At 69.6% G+C, this 20,918-nt stretch carries 19 protein-coding genes; 13 read left to right on the plus strand and 6 right to left on the minus strand.

The window, feature by feature from the left end; translation table 11 throughout:
• The first annotated feature begins 94 nt into the window (after positions 1-94).
• The 7 genes from AC16DP_RS38550 to AC16DP_RS38580 all read left to right on the plus strand — a co-directional run bounded on the left by AC16DP_RS38550 (position 95) and on the right by AC16DP_RS38580 (position 5,571).
• Positions 95-661, plus strand: coding sequence for an OmpH/Skp family outer membrane protein (locus AC16DP_RS38550; protein ID WP_329728372.1), 567 nt, complete (start codon positions 95-97; stop codon positions 659-661).
• 8 nt (positions 662-669) lie between these two features.
• A complete protein-coding gene (lpxD, locus tag AC16DP_RS38555; protein ID WP_329728371.1) occupies positions 670-1,734 on the plus strand; it encodes a UDP-3-O-(3-hydroxymyristoyl)glucosamine N-acyltransferase in 1,065 nt (354 codons plus the stop codon).
• A complete protein-coding gene (gene fabZ / locus AC16DP_RS38560) occupies positions 1,734-2,207 on the plus strand; it encodes a 3-hydroxyacyl-ACP dehydratase FabZ (RefSeq protein ID WP_329728441.1) in 474 nt (157 codons plus the stop codon). Before lpxD ends, fabZ begins: the two co-directional genes overlap by 1 nt.
• Before the next feature lie 20 nt (positions 2,208-2,227).
• Positions 2,228-3,004 (plus strand): acyl-ACP--UDP-N-acetylglucosamine O-acyltransferase, encoded by a 777-nt coding sequence (gene lpxA / locus AC16DP_RS38565; protein ID WP_329728370.1) that lies wholly within the window; start codon positions 2,228-2,230, stop codon positions 3,002-3,004.
• A gap of 1 nt (position 3,005) precedes the next feature.
• Complete coding sequence (locus AC16DP_RS38570) at positions 3,006-3,809, plus strand: LpxI family protein (protein ID WP_329728369.1); 804 nt, start codon at positions 3,006-3,008, stop codon at positions 3,807-3,809.
• Positions 3,810-4,064: 255 nt separating this feature from the next.
• Complete coding sequence (locus AC16DP_RS38575; RefSeq protein ID WP_329728368.1) at positions 4,065-5,084, plus strand: OmpA family protein; 1,020 nt, start codon at positions 4,065-4,067, stop codon at positions 5,082-5,084.
• 37 nt (positions 5,085-5,121) lie between these two features.
• Positions 5,122-5,571 (plus strand): hypothetical protein, encoded by a 450-nt coding sequence (locus AC16DP_RS38580; RefSeq protein ID WP_329728367.1) that lies wholly within the window; start codon positions 5,122-5,124, stop codon positions 5,569-5,571.
• Between the two features lie 23 nt (positions 5,572-5,594).
• Here the strand turns inward: AC16DP_RS38580 and AC16DP_RS38585 are convergent, their stop codons facing one another.
• From AC16DP_RS38585 to AC16DP_RS38600, 4 genes are read right to left on the minus strand one after another with little or no spacing between them, the layout of a single operon-like run.
• A complete protein-coding gene (locus tag AC16DP_RS38585; protein WP_329728366.1) occupies positions 5,595-6,227 on the minus strand; it encodes a MarC family protein in 633 nt (210 codons plus the stop codon).
• Between the two features lie 8 nt (positions 6,228-6,235).
• A complete protein-coding gene (locus tag AC16DP_RS38590; protein WP_329728365.1) occupies positions 6,236-6,940 on the minus strand; it encodes a polyprenol monophosphomannose synthase in 705 nt (234 codons plus the stop codon).
• Positions 6,941-6,979: 39 nt separating this feature from the next.
• On the minus strand, positions 6,980-8,134 hold the full coding sequence (gene lpxB, locus AC16DP_RS38595) for a lipid-A-disaccharide synthase (protein ID WP_329728364.1): 1,155 nt from the start codon (positions 8,132-8,134) through the stop codon (positions 6,980-6,982).
• 33 nt (positions 8,135-8,167) lie between these two features.
• The gene (locus AC16DP_RS38600) at positions 8,168-8,776 is read right to left on the minus strand and encodes a DUF6992 family protein (protein ID WP_329728363.1); all 609 of its coding nucleotides are present in this window, start codon (positions 8,774-8,776) and stop codon (positions 8,168-8,170) included.
• Positions 8,777-8,894: 118 nt separating this feature from the next.
• Here AC16DP_RS38600 and AC16DP_RS38605 point away from each other — a divergent pair, with 118 nt between their 5' ends.
• Both AC16DP_RS38605 and AC16DP_RS38610 read left to right on the plus strand, forming a co-directional pair.
• Positions 8,895-9,419: a GNAT family N-acetyltransferase gene (locus AC16DP_RS38605; protein WP_329728362.1), complete on the plus strand. Its 525-nt coding sequence runs from the start codon at positions 8,895-8,897 to the stop codon at positions 9,417-9,419.
• Between the two features lie 104 nt (positions 9,420-9,523).
• Complete coding sequence (locus tag AC16DP_RS38610; protein WP_329728361.1) at positions 9,524-10,147, plus strand: TIGR02265 family protein; 624 nt, start codon at positions 9,524-9,526, stop codon at positions 10,145-10,147.
• Between the two features lie 3 nt (positions 10,148-10,150).
• Here the strand turns inward: AC16DP_RS38610 and AC16DP_RS38615 are convergent, their stop codons facing one another.
• Entirely contained in the window at positions 10,151-11,779 is a 1,629-nt protein-coding gene (locus AC16DP_RS38615; RefSeq protein WP_329728360.1) for an aspartate:alanine exchanger family transporter, read from the minus strand.
• Positions 11,780-12,115: 336 nt separating this feature from the next.
• Here AC16DP_RS38615 and AC16DP_RS38620 point away from each other — a divergent pair, with 336 nt between their 5' ends.
• The 3 genes from AC16DP_RS38620 to AC16DP_RS38630 are packed head-to-tail and all read left to right on the plus strand — an operon-like array spanning position 12,116 to position 16,936.
• Positions 12,116-13,999, plus strand: a complete 1,884-nt coding sequence (locus AC16DP_RS38620) for a DUF4388 domain-containing protein (protein ID WP_329728359.1) — start codon at positions 12,116-12,118, stop codon at positions 13,997-13,999.
• A 7-nt stretch (positions 14,000-14,006) separates the two neighbouring features.
• Positions 14,007-15,788 (plus strand): ABC transporter ATP-binding protein, encoded by a 1,782-nt coding sequence (locus AC16DP_RS38625; RefSeq protein ID WP_329728440.1) that lies wholly within the window; start codon positions 14,007-14,009, stop codon positions 15,786-15,788.
• Positions 15,785-16,936: a PHP domain-containing protein gene (locus tag AC16DP_RS38630; protein ID WP_329728358.1), complete on the plus strand. Its 1,152-nt coding sequence runs from the start codon at positions 15,785-15,787 to the stop codon at positions 16,934-16,936. The genes AC16DP_RS38625 and AC16DP_RS38630 overlap by 4 nt, the downstream gene beginning before the upstream one ends.
• A gap of 191 nt (positions 16,937-17,127) precedes the next feature.
• Here the strand turns inward: AC16DP_RS38630 and AC16DP_RS38635 are convergent, their stop codons facing one another.
• Positions 17,128-19,335 carry a M4 family metallopeptidase gene (locus AC16DP_RS38635; RefSeq protein ID WP_329728357.1) on the minus strand — a complete coding sequence of 736 codons (2,208 nt, stop codon included), beginning with the start codon at positions 19,333-19,335 and terminating at the stop codon, positions 17,128-17,130.
• A gap of 216 nt (positions 19,336-19,551) precedes the next feature.
• Here AC16DP_RS38635 and AC16DP_RS38640 point away from each other — a divergent pair, with 216 nt between their 5' ends.
• Positions 19,552-20,871, plus strand: coding sequence for a 3-deoxy-D-manno-octulosonic acid transferase (locus tag AC16DP_RS38640; RefSeq protein WP_329728356.1), 1,320 nt, complete (start codon positions 19,552-19,554; stop codon positions 20,869-20,871).
• Positions 20,872-20,918: the final 47 nt, after the last annotated feature.

The following is a 20,918-nucleotide window of genomic DNA, read 5'->3' on the forward strand; positions in this document are numbered from 1 at the left end:
GCCCGCTTCCCAGGTGGCCGTCCTCACGGCCTTTTGAACAGGGAAGCGGGTCGGAACGTCGGACTTTCCAAACCTCTCCGAGGAGCTGTCGCACATGTCGCTTCGAAGCAAACTGTCGGTTCTGGCCCTGACCCTCTCGCTCGCCGTTCCGACCCTGGCCGCCGCCCAGGAGCTGAAGGTCGGTTACGTGGACTATCAGCGCGTGATGAGCGAGGTGGCGGATGGCAAGGCCGCCAAGAACCGGCTCCAGAAGTGGGTGGAGGGGCGTGAGAAGGAGATCGCCCAGGAGCAGCAGAACCTCCTCAAGGAGAAGGAGACGCTGGAGAAGCAGGCCAGCGCCATGAGCGAGGAGGTTCGCGCGCAGAAGGCCGCCGACTTCCAGAAGAAGTACCTGGAGCTGATGCAGAAGTTCGAGAAGAGCCGCGCGGAGATCGCCGAGCGCGAGCGCAAGGAGATGGAGCCCATCATCGGGAAGATCGACGAGGTCATCGCCAACATCGCCCGGCGCGACAACCTGGGCATGGTCTTCGAGAAGCGGGACTCCGGCCTGGTGTTCGCGATGAGCCAGTATGATCTGACCAACGAGGTCATCCGGAACTACAACAGCGCCTCGGGCAAGCCCAAGGACGCGCCGGTCGCCAAGGACGCTCCCAAGAAGTAGGCCTCTTCGTGCACGCCACCACCCCCCGCCGGCTCGGTGAGCTCGCCACCCATGTGGGCGGCGAGCTCCTCGGAGATGCCGGCCTCTTGATTACCGGGCTCAACGGACTCGCCGAGGCGGCTCCGGGCGAGCTCTCCTTCTACGGCAATCCGCGCTACCGCAAGCAGTTCGAGGCCACGAAGGCCTCGGCCGTGCTGGTGACGTTGGACGCCGAGCCTCGCGAGGGCGTGTCGCTGGTGCGGGTGGCCAATCCGCACCTGGCCTTCGCGAAGATCTCCAGCCTCTTCCATCCGAGGCCCACCTACGTGGCCGGAGTGCGGCCCGGGGCGCACGTGCACCCCGAGGCGCGTGTGCACCCGGAGGCCACGGTGATGGCGGGCGCCACGGTGGACAAGGGCGCCACGGTGGGCGCTCGCGCCGTGCTCTTCCCCGGTGTCTACGTGGGCGAGGGCGCGGGCATTGGCGAGGACAGCCTGCTCTACCCCAACGTCACCGTGCGCGAGCACTGCCAGGTGGGCGCGCGCGTCATCCTCCATGCCTCGTGCGTGGTGGGCGCGGACGGCTTCGGCTTCGCCTTCAACCCCGAGGGGGAGAATGGCCCGGAGCACTACAAGGTGCCCCAGTCCGGCATCGTCCGCATCGAGGACGACGTGGAGGTGGGAGCCTGCACCACCATCGATCGGGCGACGATCGGTGAAACGGTCATCGGCCGGGGCTCGAAGCTCGACAACCTGGTGCAGATCGCCCACAACGTGAAGGTGGGCCCGCTGTCGCTCATCTGCGCGCAGGCGGGCGTGTCCGGCTCGGCGGAGCTGGGCATGGGCGTGGTGCTGGCGGGGCAGGTGGGGGTGGTGGGCCACATCCGCGTGGGGGACATGGCCAAGGTGGGCGCCCAGTCCGGCGTGGCCCACGACGTGGAGGACGGGCAGGTGGTGAGTGGCAGCCCGGCCGTCCCCCACAGGGAATGGTTGCGCATGTCGGCCGCTCTCGGGCAGATCAGCGACCTGCTCAAGGAAGTGCGTACCCTGCGCCGCAGGGTCGAGACGCTCGAGAAGAAGGAGAAGGCCGGATGATGGACATCCAGGAGATCCAGCAGTTGCTGCCGCACCGTTATCCGTTCCTCCTGGTGGACCGGGTGGTGGAGATCGTCCCCGGCCAGAAGCTGGTGGCGTTCAAGAACGTCACCATGAACGAGGAGTTCTTCAACGGCCATTTCCCGGGGCACCCGGTGATGCCGGGAGTGCTCATCCTGGAGGCGTTGGCGCAGGCCACGGCCATTCTCGCGTACAAGACCGAGAACATGGACCCCAAGAACATGGTGACGTACCTCATGGGGGTGGACGGGGCGCGCTTCCGCAAGCCGGTGGTGCCGGGCGACAGGCTTCAGCTGAACATCGAGGTCATCCGCCACAAGGGTGCCATCTGGAAGACGAAGGGCACGGCCACGGTGGATGGCGTGAAGGTGGCCGAGGGCGAGTTCCTGGCCACGGTGGTGGACAAGAACAAGGACACGGGCGGCGGCGGCTCCACGGCCGAGGCGTCCTGAGAGGGTAAGGAGGAGACACCATGGCGCAGGTTCACCCCACTGCGGTGGTCCACCCCGGTGCTCGCCTCCACGAGACGGTGGAGGTGGGTCCCTATTCCGTCATCGGCGAGAAGGTGACGATCGGCGAGGGATCGCGGGTGGGTCCCCACGTCGTCATCGAGGGACGCACGACGATTGGCGCGCGCAACCGCATCTTCCCGTTCGCCGCGGTGGGCGGGGCCCCGCAGGACTTGAAGTACGCGGGCGAGGACACCCAGCTCATCATCGGGGACGGCAACACCCTGAGGGAGTCCACCACGCTCAACATCGGCACGGCCGGTGGGGGCGGGGTGACGCGGGTGGGCCACAACAATCTCTTCATGGCCTACAGCCACGTGGCCCACGACTGCGTGGTGGGCAATGGCTGCATCATCGCCAACAGCGTGGCGCTCGCCGGCCATGTGGTGCTGGAGGACGCCGTCATCCTCGGAGGCCTGTCCGCGGTGCACCAGTTCACCCGGCTGGGCAAGCACGCGTTCATCGCGGGCGGCTCCATGGTGGTGATGGACGTGGCTCCGTACTGCACGGCGCAGGGAGACCGGGCGGAGCTGGCCGGCCTCAACGTGGTGGGCCTGCAGCGGCACGGCTTCAGCGAGGAGCAGATCGGCCGCATCAAGGAGGCCTACAAGATCCTCTTCCGCTCGAAGCTGCAGCTGGCGGAGGCGTTGGCCCAATTGAAGGCGGAGATGGGCGGCCAGCCGGAGATCGACTACCTGGTGGACTTCGTCAGCCAGAGCAAGCGCGGGCTGACGCGCTGACGTGGAGCGCATCGGCCTCATCGCGGGCAACGGCCGGTTGCCCTTCCTGTTCGCGAGCGCCGCCCGGGAGCAGGGGCTGGAGGTCGTGGCGGTGGCCCACCGGGGCGAGGCGGATCCCTCGCTCGAGGGGGAGGTCGCCGAGCTGACGTGGGTGAAGCTGGGTCAGTTGGACCGGATCGTCCGCGCCTTCCGCAAGGGAGGGGTGAAGCGGGCGGCGATGGCCGGGGGCATCGGCCGGGTGAGGGCGTTGACGGAGGCCCGGCCGGACCTGGGCGCGGTGCGCATCATCTCTCGCCTGCGCAGCTTCCGGGATGACGCCCTGCTGCGCGCGGTGGCGGACTACTTCGAGTCGCACGGCATCACCATCGTGGCGCCCACGGACTGGCTGGCGCAGGCGTTGTGCCCCGAGGGCCACCTGGCGGGGCCACGGCTGAACGCGGCGCAGGAGAAGGACGTGACGCTGGGGCGGGAGGTGGCCACGCTGCTCGGCCAGGCGGACGTGGGCCAGACGGTGGTGGTGCACAACGGGCACGTGCTGGCGCTGGAGGCGGTGGAGGGTACGGACGAGGCCATCCGCCGGGGCGGCAAGTACGGTGGCGCGGGCGGGGTGGTGGTGAAGCGCTGCAAGCCGGGGCAGGACCTGCGGTTCGATCTCCCGGCGGTGGGCCCGCGCACGTTGGAGGTCATGCAGGAGGTGGGGGCGAAGGTGCTGGCCCTGGAAGCGGGCAAGACGGTGCTGTTGGACGCGCCGGAGCTCTTCCGGGGAGCGGACAAGGCGGGCATCACTCTTATCGGAGTCCCTTGAGTCGAGCATTTCCCCTCTCCCCCCGGGAGAGGGACGGGGTGAGGGTGCCACGCTCCCCTGGCTCCTCCCCGTGCATGCTCCCTCTCCCTCTGGGAGAGGGCTGGGGTGAGGGTCGTCAATTCACACCCCTGTGTGGAATGCTCGCCGCCCAAGGGCCTGTTCCGGACACTACTCCGGGCTCCCACCCGGGTCCGCGTTGCAACGAGCCACGCGCACCGGCCAGGGTTGGCCTTGTCCCGGAGGTCGCCACCCCGCATGAACGCCCGTCTCCTGCTGTTGTGCCTCACCCTGACTCCCCTGTGCGCGCTCGCGGACGCGGTGCGCGTGTCGCTCCAGCCCCAGGCCGCGGTGGGCAAGGGGATGCCGGAGCTGCGGGTGCACATCGAGGAGCCCATCGCTGGCTTCGAGTTGAAGCTCGAGCGCGGTGACGGGCAGCAGGTGAGGGTGAAGGGCGGAGGCAAGCCGGGCGTGACGCGAGCCCTTCCGCTGGAGCAGCCCGAGGGCCGCTTCCACTACGAGGGAGAGCTCGTGGTGCGCTTCCCGGACGCCGAGGAGGCCTCGATTCCGTTGTCCTTCGACACTGAGCTGCTGGGGCCGCTGAAGCTGACGGTGGTGCCGGAGGACGTGGACGTACCGGGGCGCAAGCTGCGCTTCACGTTGTCGCGGCCCGCGGCGCGCGCGCAGGTGACGGTGCTGATGGACACCGGCAAGACGGCCTTCGATGGCGAGCTTCCCTTCGACGGCGCGCCCGCGGGCAGGCCGCTGGAGGTGACGTGGCCGGAGGCGGAGGGAAAGGTGCTGCGCATCTCGCTCAAGGCCTTCGACACCTCGGAGTTCTACACGTCCGTGGAGCTCTTCCCGTGGCGGGTGGACATCCCGCATGAGGAGATCAACTTCGCCTCGGGCAAGGCGGACGTGCCGGCGGCGGAGCGGCGGAAGCTGGACGCCAGCCACACGCTCATCGCCGACGCGGTGACACGCTACGGCCGCTTCGCGGAGCTGCGCCTCTACATCCTCGGGCACACGGACACGGTGGGGGACACGGACTCCAACCGGAAGCTGTCGCTCGAGCGGGCCCGGAGCATCGCCGCGTACCTGCGCAAGCGGGGCCTGAAGCTGCCCATCTTCTACGAGGGCTTCGGCGAGCAGTCCCCGCGCGTGCCCACGCAGGACGAGACGGACGAGGCCGCCAACCGGCGCGCCGAATACATCCTGGCCATCGAGCCTCCGGCCCTGGCCTCCACCCCCTTCCCGCCGCAGTGGCGGAAGCTGTGATGCACCCTCGAGATGCACCTCCAAGGAGAACCGACGGATGAAGCGACTCGTGCTGCCCGCTCTGCTCGCCCTCGCCGCCACCGGCTGCATGCGCTCCAAAGCCTCCCTCATCCGTCCGGACGAGGAGGCCGCCAAGTGCGAGCTGGTCCAGACGCTGATGCGCGAGCAGGCGCCCCAGGAGCTGCTGGCCGGACTGGCGGCGGACGGGCGCGACGGTCCCTCGCAGGTGCTCGTCTTCGTGCGCCGGCCCGAGGAGGCCATGCTGGAGCGGCTCTTCGCGGGCGACGAGCCCACGTGCGGCGGTCCCAACTACAAGGTGGTGCAGAACATCACCACGGACGCGGTGGTGCTCTACCTCCAGCCCCGCGTGGGCGGCTACATCTACGACGCGCAGCGCGCGGCCCCGGACGAGCTGTCGCTGGGCGGCGAGGCCAAGGGCGCGGTGATGAAGAGCGAAGGCGGCGCCTGGGTGTCCTCCAGCATCTGAGCCGTCCGGGCCTGCTCCCGTGCCTACCGGAGCAGGTCCTTCCCGCCGTCCGCAATGAACTGCACCGCGATGGCGGCGAGGATGAGGCCCATCACGCGCTCGAGGATGGCCACGCCGGACTGCTTGAGCACGCGCTGCACGAAGCCGGCGGCGCGCAGCACGAAGTAGCTCGTCACGAAGGTGAGCACGATGGCCACCAGCACGGGCACGGCGGACAGCAGGTTGTCGCCGCCCTTGGCCATCAGCACCATGGCGGTGGCGATGGCGCCCGGCCCCGCCAGCAGCGGCATCGCCAGCGGCACCAGCGCCACGTCCTCCTTGGACTCACCTTCCTCCCGCTCGGACGGGGTGGTGCGCGTCTCCGAGGGCCGCGCCCGCAGCATGTCCAGCGCGGTGATGAGCAGCAGGATGCCGCCGGCCACCCGGAAGGCGCCCAGCGAGATGCCGAACACCTTGAAGATGAGCCCGCCGAAGACGGCGAAGAACATCAGCAGCGAGCACGCCACGAGACAGGCGCGCCGCGCGGTGCGGCGGATCTTCTCCTCCGAGTCCCCCGACGTCATCGCCAGGAAGATGGGCACCACCCCGATCGGGTCCACCACGAAGAGGACCGCCGGGAGCGACACGAGGAACAGGGAGAGCTGCTCGGAAAGCATGCGCCCCTCTACACCGTGAGGCGCAGCTTCCACACCATCGTGAGGGCCTCGAGGAAGATCTTCCGGCTCATCTTGGACTGACCGACGCGGCGGTCCTCGAAGATGATGGGCGTCTCCCTCACCGTGAAGCCCTTCTTGAGGGTGCGGTAGGTGAGCTCGATCTGGAAGGCGTAGCCGGTGCTCTGCACCTGATCCAACTCGATGCCCTCGAGCACCCGGCGGTTGAAGCACTTGAAGCCGCCGGTCAGGTCCCTCACGTCCACGCCGAGGATGGTGCGCGCGTAGAGCGAGCCACCCCGGCTGATGATCTTCCGGCCGGTGCCCCAGTTGACGGTGCCGCCGCCGCTCACGTAGCGCGAGCCCAGCACCAGGTCCGCGCCCCCCTGCGCCATGTCCAGCATGGTGGGCAGATAGCGCGGGTCATGGCTGAAGTCCGCGTCCATCTCGATGATGTATTGGTAGCCCGCCTCGAGCGCGACGCGGAAGGCATGGAGGTAGGCGCGCCCCAGGCCCTGCTTCTTCTCGCGATGCAGGACGCGGATGCGCGGCTCCTTCGCCGCCAGCTCGTCCGCGAGCTTCCCCGTCCCATCCGGGGAGTTGTCGTCGACGACGAGGATGTCCACACGCGGATCGGCCGCGAGCACCGCGCGGGTGATGGGCTCGAGGTTGTCCCGCTCGTTGTAGGTGGGGATGCAGACCAGGGCTGGATTCATCGCGCGGCGGGACATAGCAGAGCGGCGCGGTGTCCGCCCCTAGACTTTTTGGGCCGGGGGGAGCAGCTCCATCACCGACTCGGCGGCGCGGGCGGCGGCCCCGTGCTGTCCGAGCCGCGTGCGCACCTCCTCCAGCCCCTGGAGCATCTCCTCGCGTGGTGTGCCTGGCACCCACAAGCGGCGGATTTCGCTGGCGATGCGCTCGGGAGTCATGTCGCCCTGGAGCAGCTCGGGCACCACCCGGCGGCCGGCGAGCAGGTTGACGAGCGCCACGTGCGCCACCTTCAGCATCATCCGGCCCACGAGGTAGGTGACGAGCGAGACGCGGTACACCACCACCATGGGCCGCTGCATGAGCCCGGCCTCCAGGGCCGCGGTGCCCGAGGCGACGATGGCCGCGTCGCTGGCGCCCACCACCTCGGGGGCCCGGCCCTCCACCAGCACCGGCTGCACGCCACTGCCCTGGAAGCGGGAGAGGATCTCCTCGCGCGGAATGGTGGGGGCCACCGGCACGACGACCTGGAGTCCGGGACGCTCGGCCACGAGTTGCTTCGCCGCGCCCACCATGCTGGGGAGGATGCGGCGGATCTCGCTCATGCGGCTGCCCGGCAGCAGGGCGAGGGTGGGCGTCTCCACGGGCAGGCCGAGCTTCTGGCGGAAGGAGGAGGCACTGGCGGGGGAGGGCACCTGCTCGACCACGGGGCTGCCCACGTAGCGAGCGGAGACACCGGCCTCCCGGTAGAAGTCCTCCTCGAAGGGGAGGATGCAGAGCATCCGGTCCACGAGCTTGGCGATCGTCTTCACCCGGCCGCGGCGCCAGGCCCAGATCATCGGCGAGACGTAGTAGGCCACGGGGATGCCGAGCTTCTTGAGGCGGGCGGCGAGCCGGAGGTTGAAGTCGGGGATGTCCACGAGGATGGCGCAGACGGGGCGGCGCTCGGCGGCGGCCTGGGCCAGCCCGCCCATGACCTGGAGGATGCGGGGAATCTTGGGCAGCACCTCGGTGATGCCCATGACGTTGACCTCGTGGGCACCGTAGAGCAGCTCCACGCCCTGGGCGGCCAGACGCGAGCCTCCCATGCCGAAGAAGGTGAGGTCCGGACGGCGGGCCTTGAGGGCGGCGACGAGCTCGGAGGCGTGGGCGTCACCGGACGCCTCGCCGGCCACGACGAGAATCTGGGGGGCGGTGGACATGAGAAGCGGCGCGCATCCTAGCCGAAGCGCCGCTCAAGGCCACGTCAGCAGGAGTCCCACGCCGCTCGGGGCGGGCACCAGCCGCGCCGTGAGCTGCGAGTTCAGGTGCCAGTTGAGCCCCCACAGCACCGCGTCGAAGAGGAGCAGGAAGCCGCCCTGCAGCAGCAGGCTCCTGCCCCATCCGCGCAACTGCGCCGAGTCCGTGCGCAGCCCGCGCTCCAGCAGGAAGCCCCCGAAGGCCACGTAGCCCACGTCCAGGCCCGCGTTGAGCAGCAGCAGCTTCTCCATCTTCTGCCCCTCGGCGAGGCTGCGCGCCAGGTCCCACGTCTCCGGCCTGGCGGTGAGCTGCCCGTACAGGCCGAAGCCCCCGATGGCCAGGTTCACCACGTTCCAGGCCGCGTTGGCCTGCCAGAAGGCCTTCCGCTCGCCCTCGGTGGTGAAGTGTCCCGCCGTCCCAGCCCCCATGTTCAGTACTGCCCAACCCAGCAGCACGCCCATGGCCGTCTGGTTCAGCTTCACCGCCTCCGTGTCGTGCGTGGCCAGGAAGGCCTCGGGGGTGGCCTCCGCCGCCTGGGCCGCGAAGGACGTACAGAGGAGCAACAGGAGGGTCAGGCTCGTGCGCGAGGCGGAAGGGGAGGGCATGGGCGGCTCCGGAGTCGGGGGCCCCGCTCGGATGCTCCAGTCACCCAGACGTCGCGCGGGGTCGCGCGGGGTCGCGCCGGAGTAGACGGCACACCCCCGGACGCATCAGGCTCCCGGTATGGCTCCTCCCACCGAACCGATCATCCGGACGCTGCTCCCCGCGGAGGCGGCGCCCTTCTGGTCCCTCCGGCTCCGGGCGCTGCGGGAGCACCCCGGCTGCTTCGCCTCCTCCCCCGAGGAAGAGGAGAACGTCCCCCTCGACGTGGTGCGGGCCCGGCTCGACAGCCAGTCTCCCTCGACGAACCTCGTGCTCGGCGCCTTCGTGGACGACAAGCTGGTGGGCATGACGGGGCTGCGGCGCGACTCCTTCCGCAAGGCGTCCCACAAGGCCCGTATCTGGGGCATGTACGTCGCGCCCGAGTACCAGTCCCGAGGCATCGGCAGGCGCCTGCTCGAGGCGGCGATCGACGCCGGCAGGAAGATGGGGGGCGTCGAGCAGCTCCACCTCGAGGTGATGGTGGACAACGCTCCGGCGCGCGCCCTCTACCGCGCCCTGGGTTTCCAGTCCTACGGTGTGGAGAAGCGCGCGTTGCGCATCGGTGACACGTACGTCGACGAGGAGCTGATGTTCCTCATGCTCTGAGCGGGAATCCCTGTCGCATCCCTGAAGATTTGCTTATCGGTGCTTCATGACTTCGTGACGGGTGCATGGAAACCTCGGCCGGCTGCTCACATGGGGGACGACACATGAACCAGGAGGTCCAGGTGGACGTACCGCGTTTCTCCCGGGAGCACTGGGAGCGTGACTTCGCACGGCGGATCTCCCTGGCGACTCCGGCCGACACCGCGCGCGGCGTGTTCTGCATCGGCCTGTTGAAGGCGATGGAGGACCTGGGGGGCGCGGAGGCGGCGCGGCGCTGTCTGCAGGCCAGTGGCGAGACGACCTTCGTGGAGCTCTTCAACTACCCCATCGCCACCTATCTCCGGATGGTCGCCACCGCGGTGCACTTGCTGGCGGCGAAGTACGGGGACATCGAGGAGTCGCTGCGGCGCATCGGCCGGAGGGCGGCGGCGGACTTCCGGGAGTCCTCGGCGGGCAGGGCCGTGGGGGTGATGCACGGGAGCGATGCACGGCGCCTGCTGGACTGCCTCCCCGTGGTGTACCGGATCGCGTTGAGCTTCGGCATGTACGAGCTGTCGTGGGTGGCTCCGGCGCACGCCCGCTTCGCGGTGAGGCACACCTTCATCCCCTATCCGTTCCACGAGGGCGTGCTGCTGGAACTGCTCGAGAAGACGAAGGTGCTCCGGCCGAAGGTGCTGGGCCGCCAGACGTCCGCGCTCGACAGCGAGTACGACATCCGCTGGGGATGAGGCTCACAGCAGCATGGCCAGCAGCACCTGGGCGAGGATGATCTTCGACACCGTGGCCAGCGGGTAGACGGTGGTATAGCCCACGTTGGGCAGGTCGTTCTTCGTCTGCTCCAGCGCGAAGCCGAGCACCGCGGGCTGGGTCTGCAGGCCGCCGAGCAGGCCCGTGAGCACGCTCATGGGGATGCCGAGCACCTTGTGGCCGAGCACGAGCGTGGCCAGCGAGACGGTGAAGGTGATGAGGCCACCGGCGACGAGCAGCGAGAGCCCTCCGCCCTGGGTCAGCGTGGAGAAGAAGGCATGGCCGGAGCGGGTGCCCACCCCGGCGAGGAACATCACCAGGCCCACCTGCCGCAGGGTGAGGTTGGCGCTGTAGGGCAGGCCCCAGACGAAGCGGCCCGTGCGTCCCAGCCAGCCGAGCACCAGCGCCACCACCAGCGGACCACCGGCGAAGCCCAGCTTCAGGTCCACGCCGCCGGGCAGGGGAATGGGCACCGCGCCCAGCAGCAGCCCCAGGGCGAGCCCCAGGCTGAAGCTGAGGATGTCGATCTCACTGATGGCCCGGTACGAGTCGCCGAGGAAATGGCTGACCTCGTCGAGCTTGTCCCGCCGGGTGAGCACGCGGAGCCGATCGCCCGGCTCGAGCACGGAGTCCTCCTGGGCGAGCATGTCCACGTCGCCGCGCCGCAGCCGGGTGGCCACCGCGCCGAAGCGCCCCGGGAGATCCAGCTCGGCCAGCCGCCGTCCGACCACCTCCGGGTTGGAGACGAAGATGCGCCGGTAGTCGAGCACGCTCCGGTCATGCGCCAGCGGCTCCTGGCTCACCTCGCCGAGCCCCGCGGTGACCTCGTCCAGCTCCTGCGCGGGGCCCACCACCGTGACCAGGTCCCCCGGCTGCAACCGGGTGGAGAGGTCGGCGATGTGCAACTGGCCGCCGCGCTGGTGCCGGCCGAAGACCACGTCCCAACCCAGGCGCTGCATGAGCACGCCCACGGGCTCCTCGGTCGCGCGGAGGACCTTCACCACCCGCGTCTCGAGCGGCTGGTTTGCGGCGCCGGGCTCGCGGGTGCGCTCGGCCTCGGCCCGGTAGTCCACCTTCCACAGCCGCTGCGTGAAGCCGATGGCCAGCAGCACGCCGATGACGCCCAGGGGATAGGAGATGGAGTAGCCCACCACCGGATCCGCCAGGGCCTGCGTGTCGTGGGGCGCGCGCAGCTTGAGGAACTCGAGCTCGGCGGCGAGCGCGGGCGTGTTCGTCAGCGAGCCCGCGAACAGGCCTCCGGCGAGCGTGGGCCGCAACCCCAGCAGGCGCTGCGCGGCCAGCGTGAGCCCGAGCCCCAGGGCCAGCATGCCCAGCACGAGCAGGTTGGACTTCATCCCGCGCGGCCCGAAGGAGCGGAAGAAGGACGGGCCGCTGCTCAGGCCGATGGTGTAGACGAAGAGCACCAGGCCGAGCAGGTAGATGATCTCCGGCAGCTTGAGGTCGGGGTGCAGCGCGCCGATGCCGATGCCGACGAACAGCACCGCGGCGACGCCGAGCGAGCTGCCCGCCACGCGGATGCGCCCCAGCGGGTAGCCGATGCCGACGACGACGAACAGCAGCAGGAGCGGGTTGTGGAGGAGGAGCTCGATCATGGGTCCCTGGAAGCGTCCTTACACTCCTCCCGCACGGCTGTCCCGTCCGTGTTCAACGGCAGCTCCATGCAGACGCGGCTCGCGGCGGGGAATCCCGCCCGGGTCTCCTGCTGGCTCGACGGGGGGGAACGCCCCCGCACCACTTTCAAGGATCCCGTACTCCTGCACATGGACGGTTCGCGAGGTGCTCTCCCTGAACTCTTTCACTCCGGGAGCGTCCGGCTTCTCCCTGGGCAACCGGGTAAGCGGTTTCCGGACGAGGAAGCAGGGAGGCGCGAGCGAGGGAGCAAGGTTCCCCCTGATGCGAGCGGGCCGAATGTGTACACTCGGCGGCCCTTGAAGACGCTTCTTCTGGCCGAGAGCCATCCGCCCACTCTGGAGCACCTGACCGGGTTGTTGTCTCAAGCCGGGTACACCGTGCGAGCGGTGAGTGACCCCGGCTCGGCGATGGAGCACTTCGTCGCCGACAACCCGGACATGGTGGTGGTGTCCGTGGACCTGCCGCGGCTGGAGGGGTCGCACGTGGGCCACCTCATCCGCAACCACAGCCAGGGCGCGCGAGTGCCCATCGTGGCCATCGACAAGGGCCACCTGGGCCGGGCGCGCGGGGTGGCCTCGGTGCTGGACCTGAAGGTGAACGCCTACGTGGCGGACCCTCTCAAGCCGGGCGAGCTGGTGGGCAAGCTCCACTCGCTGGCCACCGTGGCCGCGAATTCCGCGGCGCCCCTCAAGGGCGTGCGGGCGCTGCTCTCGCGTCCGGCGGTGGTCAGCGGCGATCTCAAGGGCTTCCCGCTGCCCGCACTGCTGGTGTCGCTGCACCGGATGCAGCGCGATGGCGTGCTGGTGGTGGCGTACCGGGATCTGACGCGGCGGGTGTTCTTCGCCCGGGGCGGCGCGGTGAACTACGACTCCAGCGCTCGGCAGGACGCCCTGCCCAGCTACCTGCTGCAGCGCCAGGTGGTGACGGAGGCGCAGGCGGAGCGGGTGGTGCAGGCGCTGGGCTCGGGCCTGCGCATTGGCGCGGCGCTGGCGGAGTCGGGGGTGGAGGCGGCGGGAGAGGACCTGCTGCAGCTGCTGCGCGACTACACGACGGACCGGTTGGCCCAGGTCATCGGCATGCGCGAGGGCCGCTACGCCTTCTACCCGGGTGACGAGTACCAGGCCGAGGTGGCCACGGTGGAGACGCCGGCCCTGGCGCCGATCCTCGATGGGGCGCGGCGTGCCATTCCGCTCAAGGTGATGGCGGCTCCGCTGCGCGCGCACCAGTCGGAGTACCCGGTGCGCACGCCCGAGTTCGGCAAGGACCTGGCCGAGCTGGGGCTGAACACGGACGATCTGAAGATCGCCATGCAGGTGAACGGGCGCATCCCGTTGCGGGATCTGCTGGCGCACGGGCGGGGAGATCTGCGGCGCGGGTACTCGCTGCTGTGGTTCCTCAAGGTGGCGGGCTGTGTGAGCTTCTCGCCCACGCCGGTGGCGACGGGCCCGGGCGAGGTGGTGGCGGTGCCGGAGTCCATCGCCCCGCGCAAGCGCAAGCCGCTGCCGCCGGAGACGGAGACGAGCTTGCGGGACGGCGCGGTGAAGATCATCACCGGCAGCTACTTCCGCTGCCTGGGGCTGGACATCGCCGCGGACACCGAGGCGGTGGAGCGCGCCTACCACGAGCTCGCCACGCACTTCCATCCGGACAGCTACGCCGAGTTCGACACCTCGGAGATGAAGGACCTGCTGGAGTCGGTGCAGGAGAAGCTGTCGGCGGCGTACCGGGTGCTGTCGGTGGAGGAGAAGCGCAAGGCGTACCTGCAGTACCTGATGTCGCGCATGGACGTGGGCCGCTCCACCACGGTGAACGTGGACGCGGAGATCATCCTGCGGCGAGGGGAGGCGGCGCTGAAGCGCAAGCAGTACCGCTCGGCGCTCATCCACTTCGAGGAGGCGGTGACGCTCAACCCGCAGGAGCCCGAGTACTACTCGTACCTGGCGTGGGCCACGTTCCTGGCCGGCACGGGGCCGAAGGAGGACCGGGCGAAGGCGGCGCAGAAGGTGCTGCGCAAGGCGCTCTCGCTCAACCCGTACCTGGAGCGGGCGCTCATCATCTCGGCCATCATCGACAGCGAGATGGAGGACGCGTCCGGGGCGCGCAAGAAGCTGTTGAAGGTGCTCGAGCTCAATCCCAACGCGCACCTCGCCAAGGCCGCGCTGCGCAAGGTGGGCCGGTGATTCCGTGATGTGGACGTCGTTGAGGCGGTTGCTGGGGTACGCCCGGCCGCACGTGGGGGTGCTGGGGGCGGCCTTCGCGTGCATGGCGCTGCTGGGGCTGGCCACGGGTGCGTACGCGTACCTGATGGGCCCGGCGCTGCGCTTCCTGCTGTCGGGAGGCGCGGAGGGCTTTGGAGGCGCGCAGCCGGTGCCATGGCTGTCCAGCCTCCCGCGCGAGGCCGTGCTCTGGGGCTTCCCGGTGGTGGTGCTGACGGTGGGCGTGGTGAAGGGCGTGGGGTACCTCGGGCAGTTCTATTTCATGGGGCTCTTCGCCCAGAAGGTGGTGGCGGACCTGCGGCGGGAGTTGTTCGTCCGGCTCACCTCGCTGTCGCCCGCGCAGCTGGCGCGCGAGCGGATGGGAGATCTGCTCAGCCGCTTCTCCGCGGACGTGCAGGCGGTGGAGATGGCGGCCATGTACACCGTGGGCTCGTACCTGCGGGACTCGCTGCAGATTGTCGTGCTGGCGGGCGTGGCGCTGTCCATCAGTCCGCTGCTGGGTGGGTTGATGCTGGGCGTGCTGCCGCTGGCGGCGCTGCCGGCCTCGAAGCTGACGCGCAAGGCGCTGAAGGGCACGCGCGAGGGCCAGGTGCAGCTGGGCCACCTCGCGGGGCAGTTGCAGGAGGGCCTGGGAGGCATGCGCACCATCCAGGCCTTCAACGGGCAGGCGGCGGAGCTGGCGCGCTTCTCGGAGCATGCGCGGGCGCACGAGGAGGCGCTGGTGCGGGCCGCGTGGGCGCGAGGCGGAGTGCCGGGAATCATGGAGGTGCTGGCGGCCGCGGCGTTGGCGGGAGCGCTGGCGTACGCGGCGGCCACGCACGCGATGGAGCCCGAGTCGCTGCTCTCGTTCCTCACCGCGGTGGTGCTGGTGTACCAGCCGGTGAAGGACCTGGGCCGGGTGACGCAGTTCGCGATGCAGGCGGGCGCGGCGGGTGAGCGGCTCTTCTCGCTGTTGGACTTGCGCCACCCGGTGGAGGACGTGCCAGGGGCGGTGGAGGCTCCCGCGCCGAAGAAGGGCATCCGGGTGGAGGGCGTGCGCTTCGCCTACGGGGAGCGGCGGGCGCTGGACGGGCTGACGCTGGAGCTGCCGGTGGGCAAGGTGGTGGCGCTGGTGGGGCCGAGCGGCGGAGGGAAGAGCACGCTCACCAGCCTGCTGCTGCGCTTCGAGCGTCCCCAGGAGGGCCACCTGTATTTCGACGGGGTGGACGTGGACGGCTACACGGCGGCGAGCGTGCGGGCGAAGTTCGCACTGGTGACGCAGGAGCCGATGCTCTTCTCGGGCAGCGTGCTGGACAACCTGCGGTACGCGAGGCCGGACGCCACGCGCGAGGAGGTGGAGGCGGCGGCGCGGGTGGCGAACGCGGACGGCTTCATCCGGGCGCTGCCCGAGGGTTACGAGACGCGGGTGGGTGAGCGCGGGGTGAAGCTGAGCGGAGGTCAGAGGCAGCGGCTGTGCATCGCGCGGGCGGTACTGTCGAGGGCGCCGGTGCTGGTGCTGGACGAGGCGACGAGCAGCCTGGATCCGGAGAGCGAGCGCGAGGTGCAGGCGGCGCTGGCGGCGGTGCTGCCGGGGCGTACGGCGCTGGTGATCGCCCATCGCCTGTCGACGGTGGCGGAAGCGGACATGATCTGCGTGGTGGAGGCGGGGCGGGTGGTGGAGCGGGGCAGCCACGCGGAATTGCTGAAGGCGGGAGGCCGCTACGCGGCGCTGTGGGCGCTGCAGACGGCGGCACCGGAGCGGGGAGCGGCGTGAAGCCTGCGGTGGTGGTGGGCAAGCTGCTCCGGGCGCTGCTGGGGCTGGTGCTGTTGCTGCTGGGAGTGGCGGGGTTCTTCACCCTGGCGGCCTCGTACGTGGACTACCCGGTGGTGGCGTCCGGGACGGACGGGCCGGGGTGGGTGCGAGGCGCCTTCCACGTGCACACGGTGCGCTCGGATGGGCGGGGCACGGTGGAGGAGGTGGCCGCTGCGGCGAAGGCGGCGGGCCTGCACTTCGTGGTGCTCACGGACCACAACGACGTCGCGCCGCGGGAGCCCGCTTTCGTGGACGGGGTGTTGATGGTGCCGGGCGTGGAGCTGTCCACGGCGCATGGGCACCTCGTGGCGTTGGGCCTGGGGCGCCCGCTGGAGGGCTTCCAGAAGGGGATGGACGGAGGGGAAGCCGAGGCGGCGGTGGAGAAGGCGGGCGGAGTGAGCGTGCTCGCGCATCCGGTGCAGCAGCGCAATCCGTGGCGTCACGAGGAGGCGGCGCGGCGGGCGGATGGCTTCGAGCTCTACTCGGCGGACACGTTCTTCCGGGACGCGATGCGCCACCCGTTCAGCCGGTTGCTGCCGGCGGTGGGGGCGTCCTTCGGCAATCCGGTGCATGGGGTGATGCTCCTGGCCGAGCCGGGCCCGGAGCCGATGGAGAAGCTGCTGGCGCTCGAGCGGGAGAAGCCGCGGGTGGCGCTGTGCTCGCACGACGCGCACGGGTTGCCGAGGTACGAGGACGTCTTCCGGGCGTTGGCGATGTACCTGCCGGACGTGCGGAAGCTGCCCGAGGACGCGCGGGCCGCGGCGGACCAGGTGGTGAAGGGACTCTCGGGGGGCGGAGCACTCTGCGCCTTCCGGGCACTCGGAGAGCCCGAGGGCTTCGCGCTGGAGGGCCTGAAGGCGGAGAGCCGGGAGGCCCACGTGGGGGACGTCTTGACGGTGCGCCTGCCACCGGGAGCCGGGGAGCGGGTGCGAGTCGAGGTCCGAGGGGCGGGGCGATTGAGACCGGACGGAAGGTCGGTGGAGCTAGTGGAGGAAGGGGCGGTGCAGGTGGACGCGTGGGTGGAAGCACCGGGGCGCTTCTTCGGAAGACAGTGGCGCCCCTGGATCTCCCCGAGCCCGGTGAAGGTCCTGCCAGCAGCCCGGGAGTGACACCGAGGAGTGACACCGAGGAGTGACACCGAGGAGTGACACAGTCCCCAACTTCCCCTCTCCCCCGGGAGAGGGACGGGGTGAGGGTGCCCGTCTCCGTTCTCCTCACTGTCCTCCCCACCGTGCCCCGCGAAGTGAAACGGCCGCCCCCGTGAGAACGGGAGCGGCCGTCGTGTCACCGTGCGATCAACTCAGTTGAAGTCGGCGCGCAGCGAGAGGTTCTGGTAGCCGCCCTTCGCTCCGAAGAGCTTGATGTAGTAGGTGCCGGGGCGGTAGTTGTTCAGGTTGCAGTTCTCGGTGTTGTGCTCCTTCACGTCGCGGCAGTCGTACTCGAAGAGGCTGGGCGCCGAGCCGTGCTGCACGTAGAGGTCGGCGTTGCCGGTGCCGCCGAAGATGCGGACGTGGATGTTGCGCAGGCCGCCGTCAGCGCGAGCGGGGATGACGACCTTGTACACCTGGTCGGAGCCAGCGACGCCGGAGAGGCCGTCGAGCTGCACGCCGGGCTCCACGGGGATGTAGCCACCCTTCCAGGTGACCGTCAGCGTCACGCCGGTGTAGGCGCTGAAGCCGTTGAGCATGACGTACCAGGTGCCCTGGGCCGGAGCGGCGAAGGCGCAGCTCTCGGCGTTGCCGGACTTGTAGGGACGGCAGTCGTACTGGGTGGTGGTGGGCGCGTTGTTGTAGCGCACGTACAGGTCCGCGTCGCCCGTGCCACCGGCGATGCTGACGTTCAGGTCGTACGCACCCTCGGGCACCTGGAAGCTGTAGTACGCCTTGGAGCCGCGGGCGCCGGAGATGTTGGAGACCGGGGTGTTCTTCTCGATCGGGGTGTTGACCGGAGGAGGCACGGGCACGCCCACGCCCACGGCCTTCCAGGCGTTGGACACGGACGTGACGGTGGCCGCGTCGTAGCCCAGCTGCTGGGCGGCCTGCTCGGTGGCGACCTTGGCCTGCTCGAACGTGGTGCTCGGCGTCATCAGGTCGGCGTTGGCCTTGTAGAAGATGCGCGAGGCCTTCTCGATGCCGATGCCGGCCACCGCCTGGGTCGTCTTGCCCTTCGGGTGGGTACCGCCCTGGCTCAGCATGTAGAAGGCCAGGTTGGAGATACCGGAGCTGTAGTGCACGTCCACGCCCGAGGCGTAGTCCGGGTAGTAGTCGAGCGACACGCCGTCCTGGGTGGGGTTGGCCATGTAGCGCAGGGCGTCACCCGGGGTGGCCGGCGTCCACACGTCGTCGCCGATGAGCCAGGTGCGCGCGCTGACGACCTTGCCGTCGCCGTACCACTCGCACACGGCGCCGAAGATGTCGGACATGGACTCGTTGAGGCCGCCGGACTCACCCGAGTAGATGAGGTCCGACTCGTTGTCCGTCACGGCGTGGGTCAGCTCGTGGGCGGTCACGTCCAGCGAGTTGGCCAGGTTGGAGGCGGTGACGTTGTCGCCGTCGCCGTACACCATCTGGGTGCCGTTCCAGAAGGCGTTCACGTACTTGACGCGGTGGTGCACGGTGCTGAGGAGCGCGGCGCCCGCGTTGTTGATGGAGTCACGGCCGTACAGGCTCTGGTAGCAGTTGTAGACGGTGCCCAGGTGGTCGTAGTTGGTGTTGACGACCGCGTCGGCCACGGGCGCCTCACCCTCGGAGCGCGCCAGGGTGCCGGGCAGGGTGGACAGCGTCTTGCCGTCGTACAGCTTGCGGTTGAGGGCGGTGTGCACGTGCGGGATGCGCAGCAGCACGGAGCCGTCCACCGCGTTCACCAGCACCGAGTCGTCCACCGGGGTGCCATCGGCCTGCTCACCGGTCTGGCGGACCTCGTAGACCAGCTCGAGCTTGTCGCCATTGCGGAAGTAGAAGAGCTCGGGCGAGCCGGCGATGCGGGAGGCCTGGGGCGCCTCGCGGTCCTGCTCGGCGGCGGCGAGGGCGGCCTCGGGGGCGACGGTGGCCTTGGCCGGGCCCACCAGGTCACCGCGCACGTTGGTGTTGGCCGCGATGATCTTCCCACCGCGCGCGTGCAGGAGCAGCTCGCCGCCGTAGACGGCGCGGCCGTTGTGGCTCACCGCGTAGCGGTAGTGGGTGTCACCCTGCGGATCCGTGTAGGCGCGCTTGAGGGTCAGGTTGCCCGCGTCCAGCTTGAACTGGGGCGCGATGCTGGCGAGCACGGGGCTCAGGTCCGCGGTGAGGGCCGCCTCGGGGGAGGCCACCTCGGGCAGGCTGCCCAGGTCACCGGTGATGAAACGGGCCACGCCGTCCTTGTCCGCGTCCACGACATTGTTGCCGAGCGCGGACGCCAACGTCCGGACCGCCCCGGGCTTGTTGTTCTCAGCGGTGCTGCCCTCGGTGCAGGCGCCCATCATCAACGACAGGGCCGCTACTCCCATCACTCCACGGATGCGATTCGCCACTGTGCTGCCTCCTGATCCTTGTGCCTCAAGGATGGAATCACTGTGCCTGATGGGTCCGACACTTTCAAGGATTGCTGGTAAATTCCGTTTATCCTGTTTTAATACATTTCGAGAATGGTTGAGCTTTCAAGGTTTTCAAGGAGATTGGACGCAGGGGGGATGTGTGCTGTGGGGAGGGGCGGCATCTGGTAGAGGGGCGAGGCCCCCCCCGGTGCCATGCGACTGCTCTACGTCCTCGCCAGTTATGTGCTGTTCGCCGTGCTGTTCCCGGTGTTGTCGCTGCACCGCAAGACGCGGCACGGGCTGCGGCAGCGGTTGGGCTTCTACGCGGAGGGAGAGCTGCCGGCGCGAGGGCCGGGGCCGACCATCTGGATGCACGGGGCGAGCGCGGGGGATCTGCTAGCGCTCTCGCCGATGTTCGGACCGTTGAGGGCGCGCTTTCCGGGGTGCCGCATCGTGCTCTCCACGATGACGAACTCGGGCTACATGATGGGGCGCGAGCGTCTGGCGAAGCAGGTGGACGGGGTGGTGTACGCGCCGTACGACCTGTGGGGCGCGACGCGGCGGGCGGTGAAGGCGATTGGCCCGGAGCTGCTGGTGCTCGAGTACACGGAGATCTGGCCGAACCTCATCCGGGCGGCGAGCCGTGCGGGAGGGCGGGTGGTGCTGACGAACGGGCGGTTCTCCCCGGCGCAGCAGGGGAAGTACCGGCTGTTCTTCGGGCTGATCGGCAACCCGCTGAAGGACATGGAGCTGTTCCTGATGAGGGGGGAGGACGAGGCGGAGCGGGTGTTGGGGCTGGGGGCGCCGGGCGAGCGGGTGTTCGTGACGGGGAACACGAAGTTCGACGCGTTGGCGGTGGCGGATCAGGGGCAGGAGGACGAGGCGCTGCGGAGCGCGTTGGGGCTGAAGGTGGGGGAGCGGGTGTGGATCGCGGGCAGCACGCACGAGGGGGAGGAGGAGCACCTGCTGGAGGTGTACCGGCGGTTGTTGGAGGGGCACCCGGACCTGAGGCTGGTGATCGCGCCGAGGTACATCGACAGGGCGGGGCGGATCGTGGGGTTGGTGAAGGAGGCGGGGTTGAGCGTGGGGTTGCGCTCGAAGGGGAACGAGGAGGGAGGGCAGGTGGTGGTGCTGGACACGATCGGGGAGCTGTCGAGGGCGTACCGGCTGGCGACGCTGGTGTTCGTGGGGGGTTCGTTCACGACGAGGGGAGGGCAGAACATCCTGGAGCCTGCGGGGCAGGGGAAGCCGGTGTTGTTCGGGCCGCACATGGAGAACTTCCGGGACAGCGTGCAGGTGTTGGTGGGGAGGGGAGGAATCCAGGTGAAGGATGGGGAGCAGCTGTACCGGGTGATGACGGAGCTGTTGGCGAAGCCGGAGACGGTGGGTTCGTTGGGGGAGCTGGCGAGGGCGACGGTGAGACAGATTTCGGGAGCGAGCCAGCGCAACGTGGAGCACATGGCGAGCGCCCTGGAGAAGACGACTCCTACCGCGCCCAATCACCCCTCGCCCTCCGGGAGAGGGACGGGGTGAGGGTGCCCGTCACCGTGCTGGCCACTGGAGCCGTGAGCCCGTCCCCC

The sequence above is a fragment of the Archangium sp. genome (assembly GCF_057119385.1).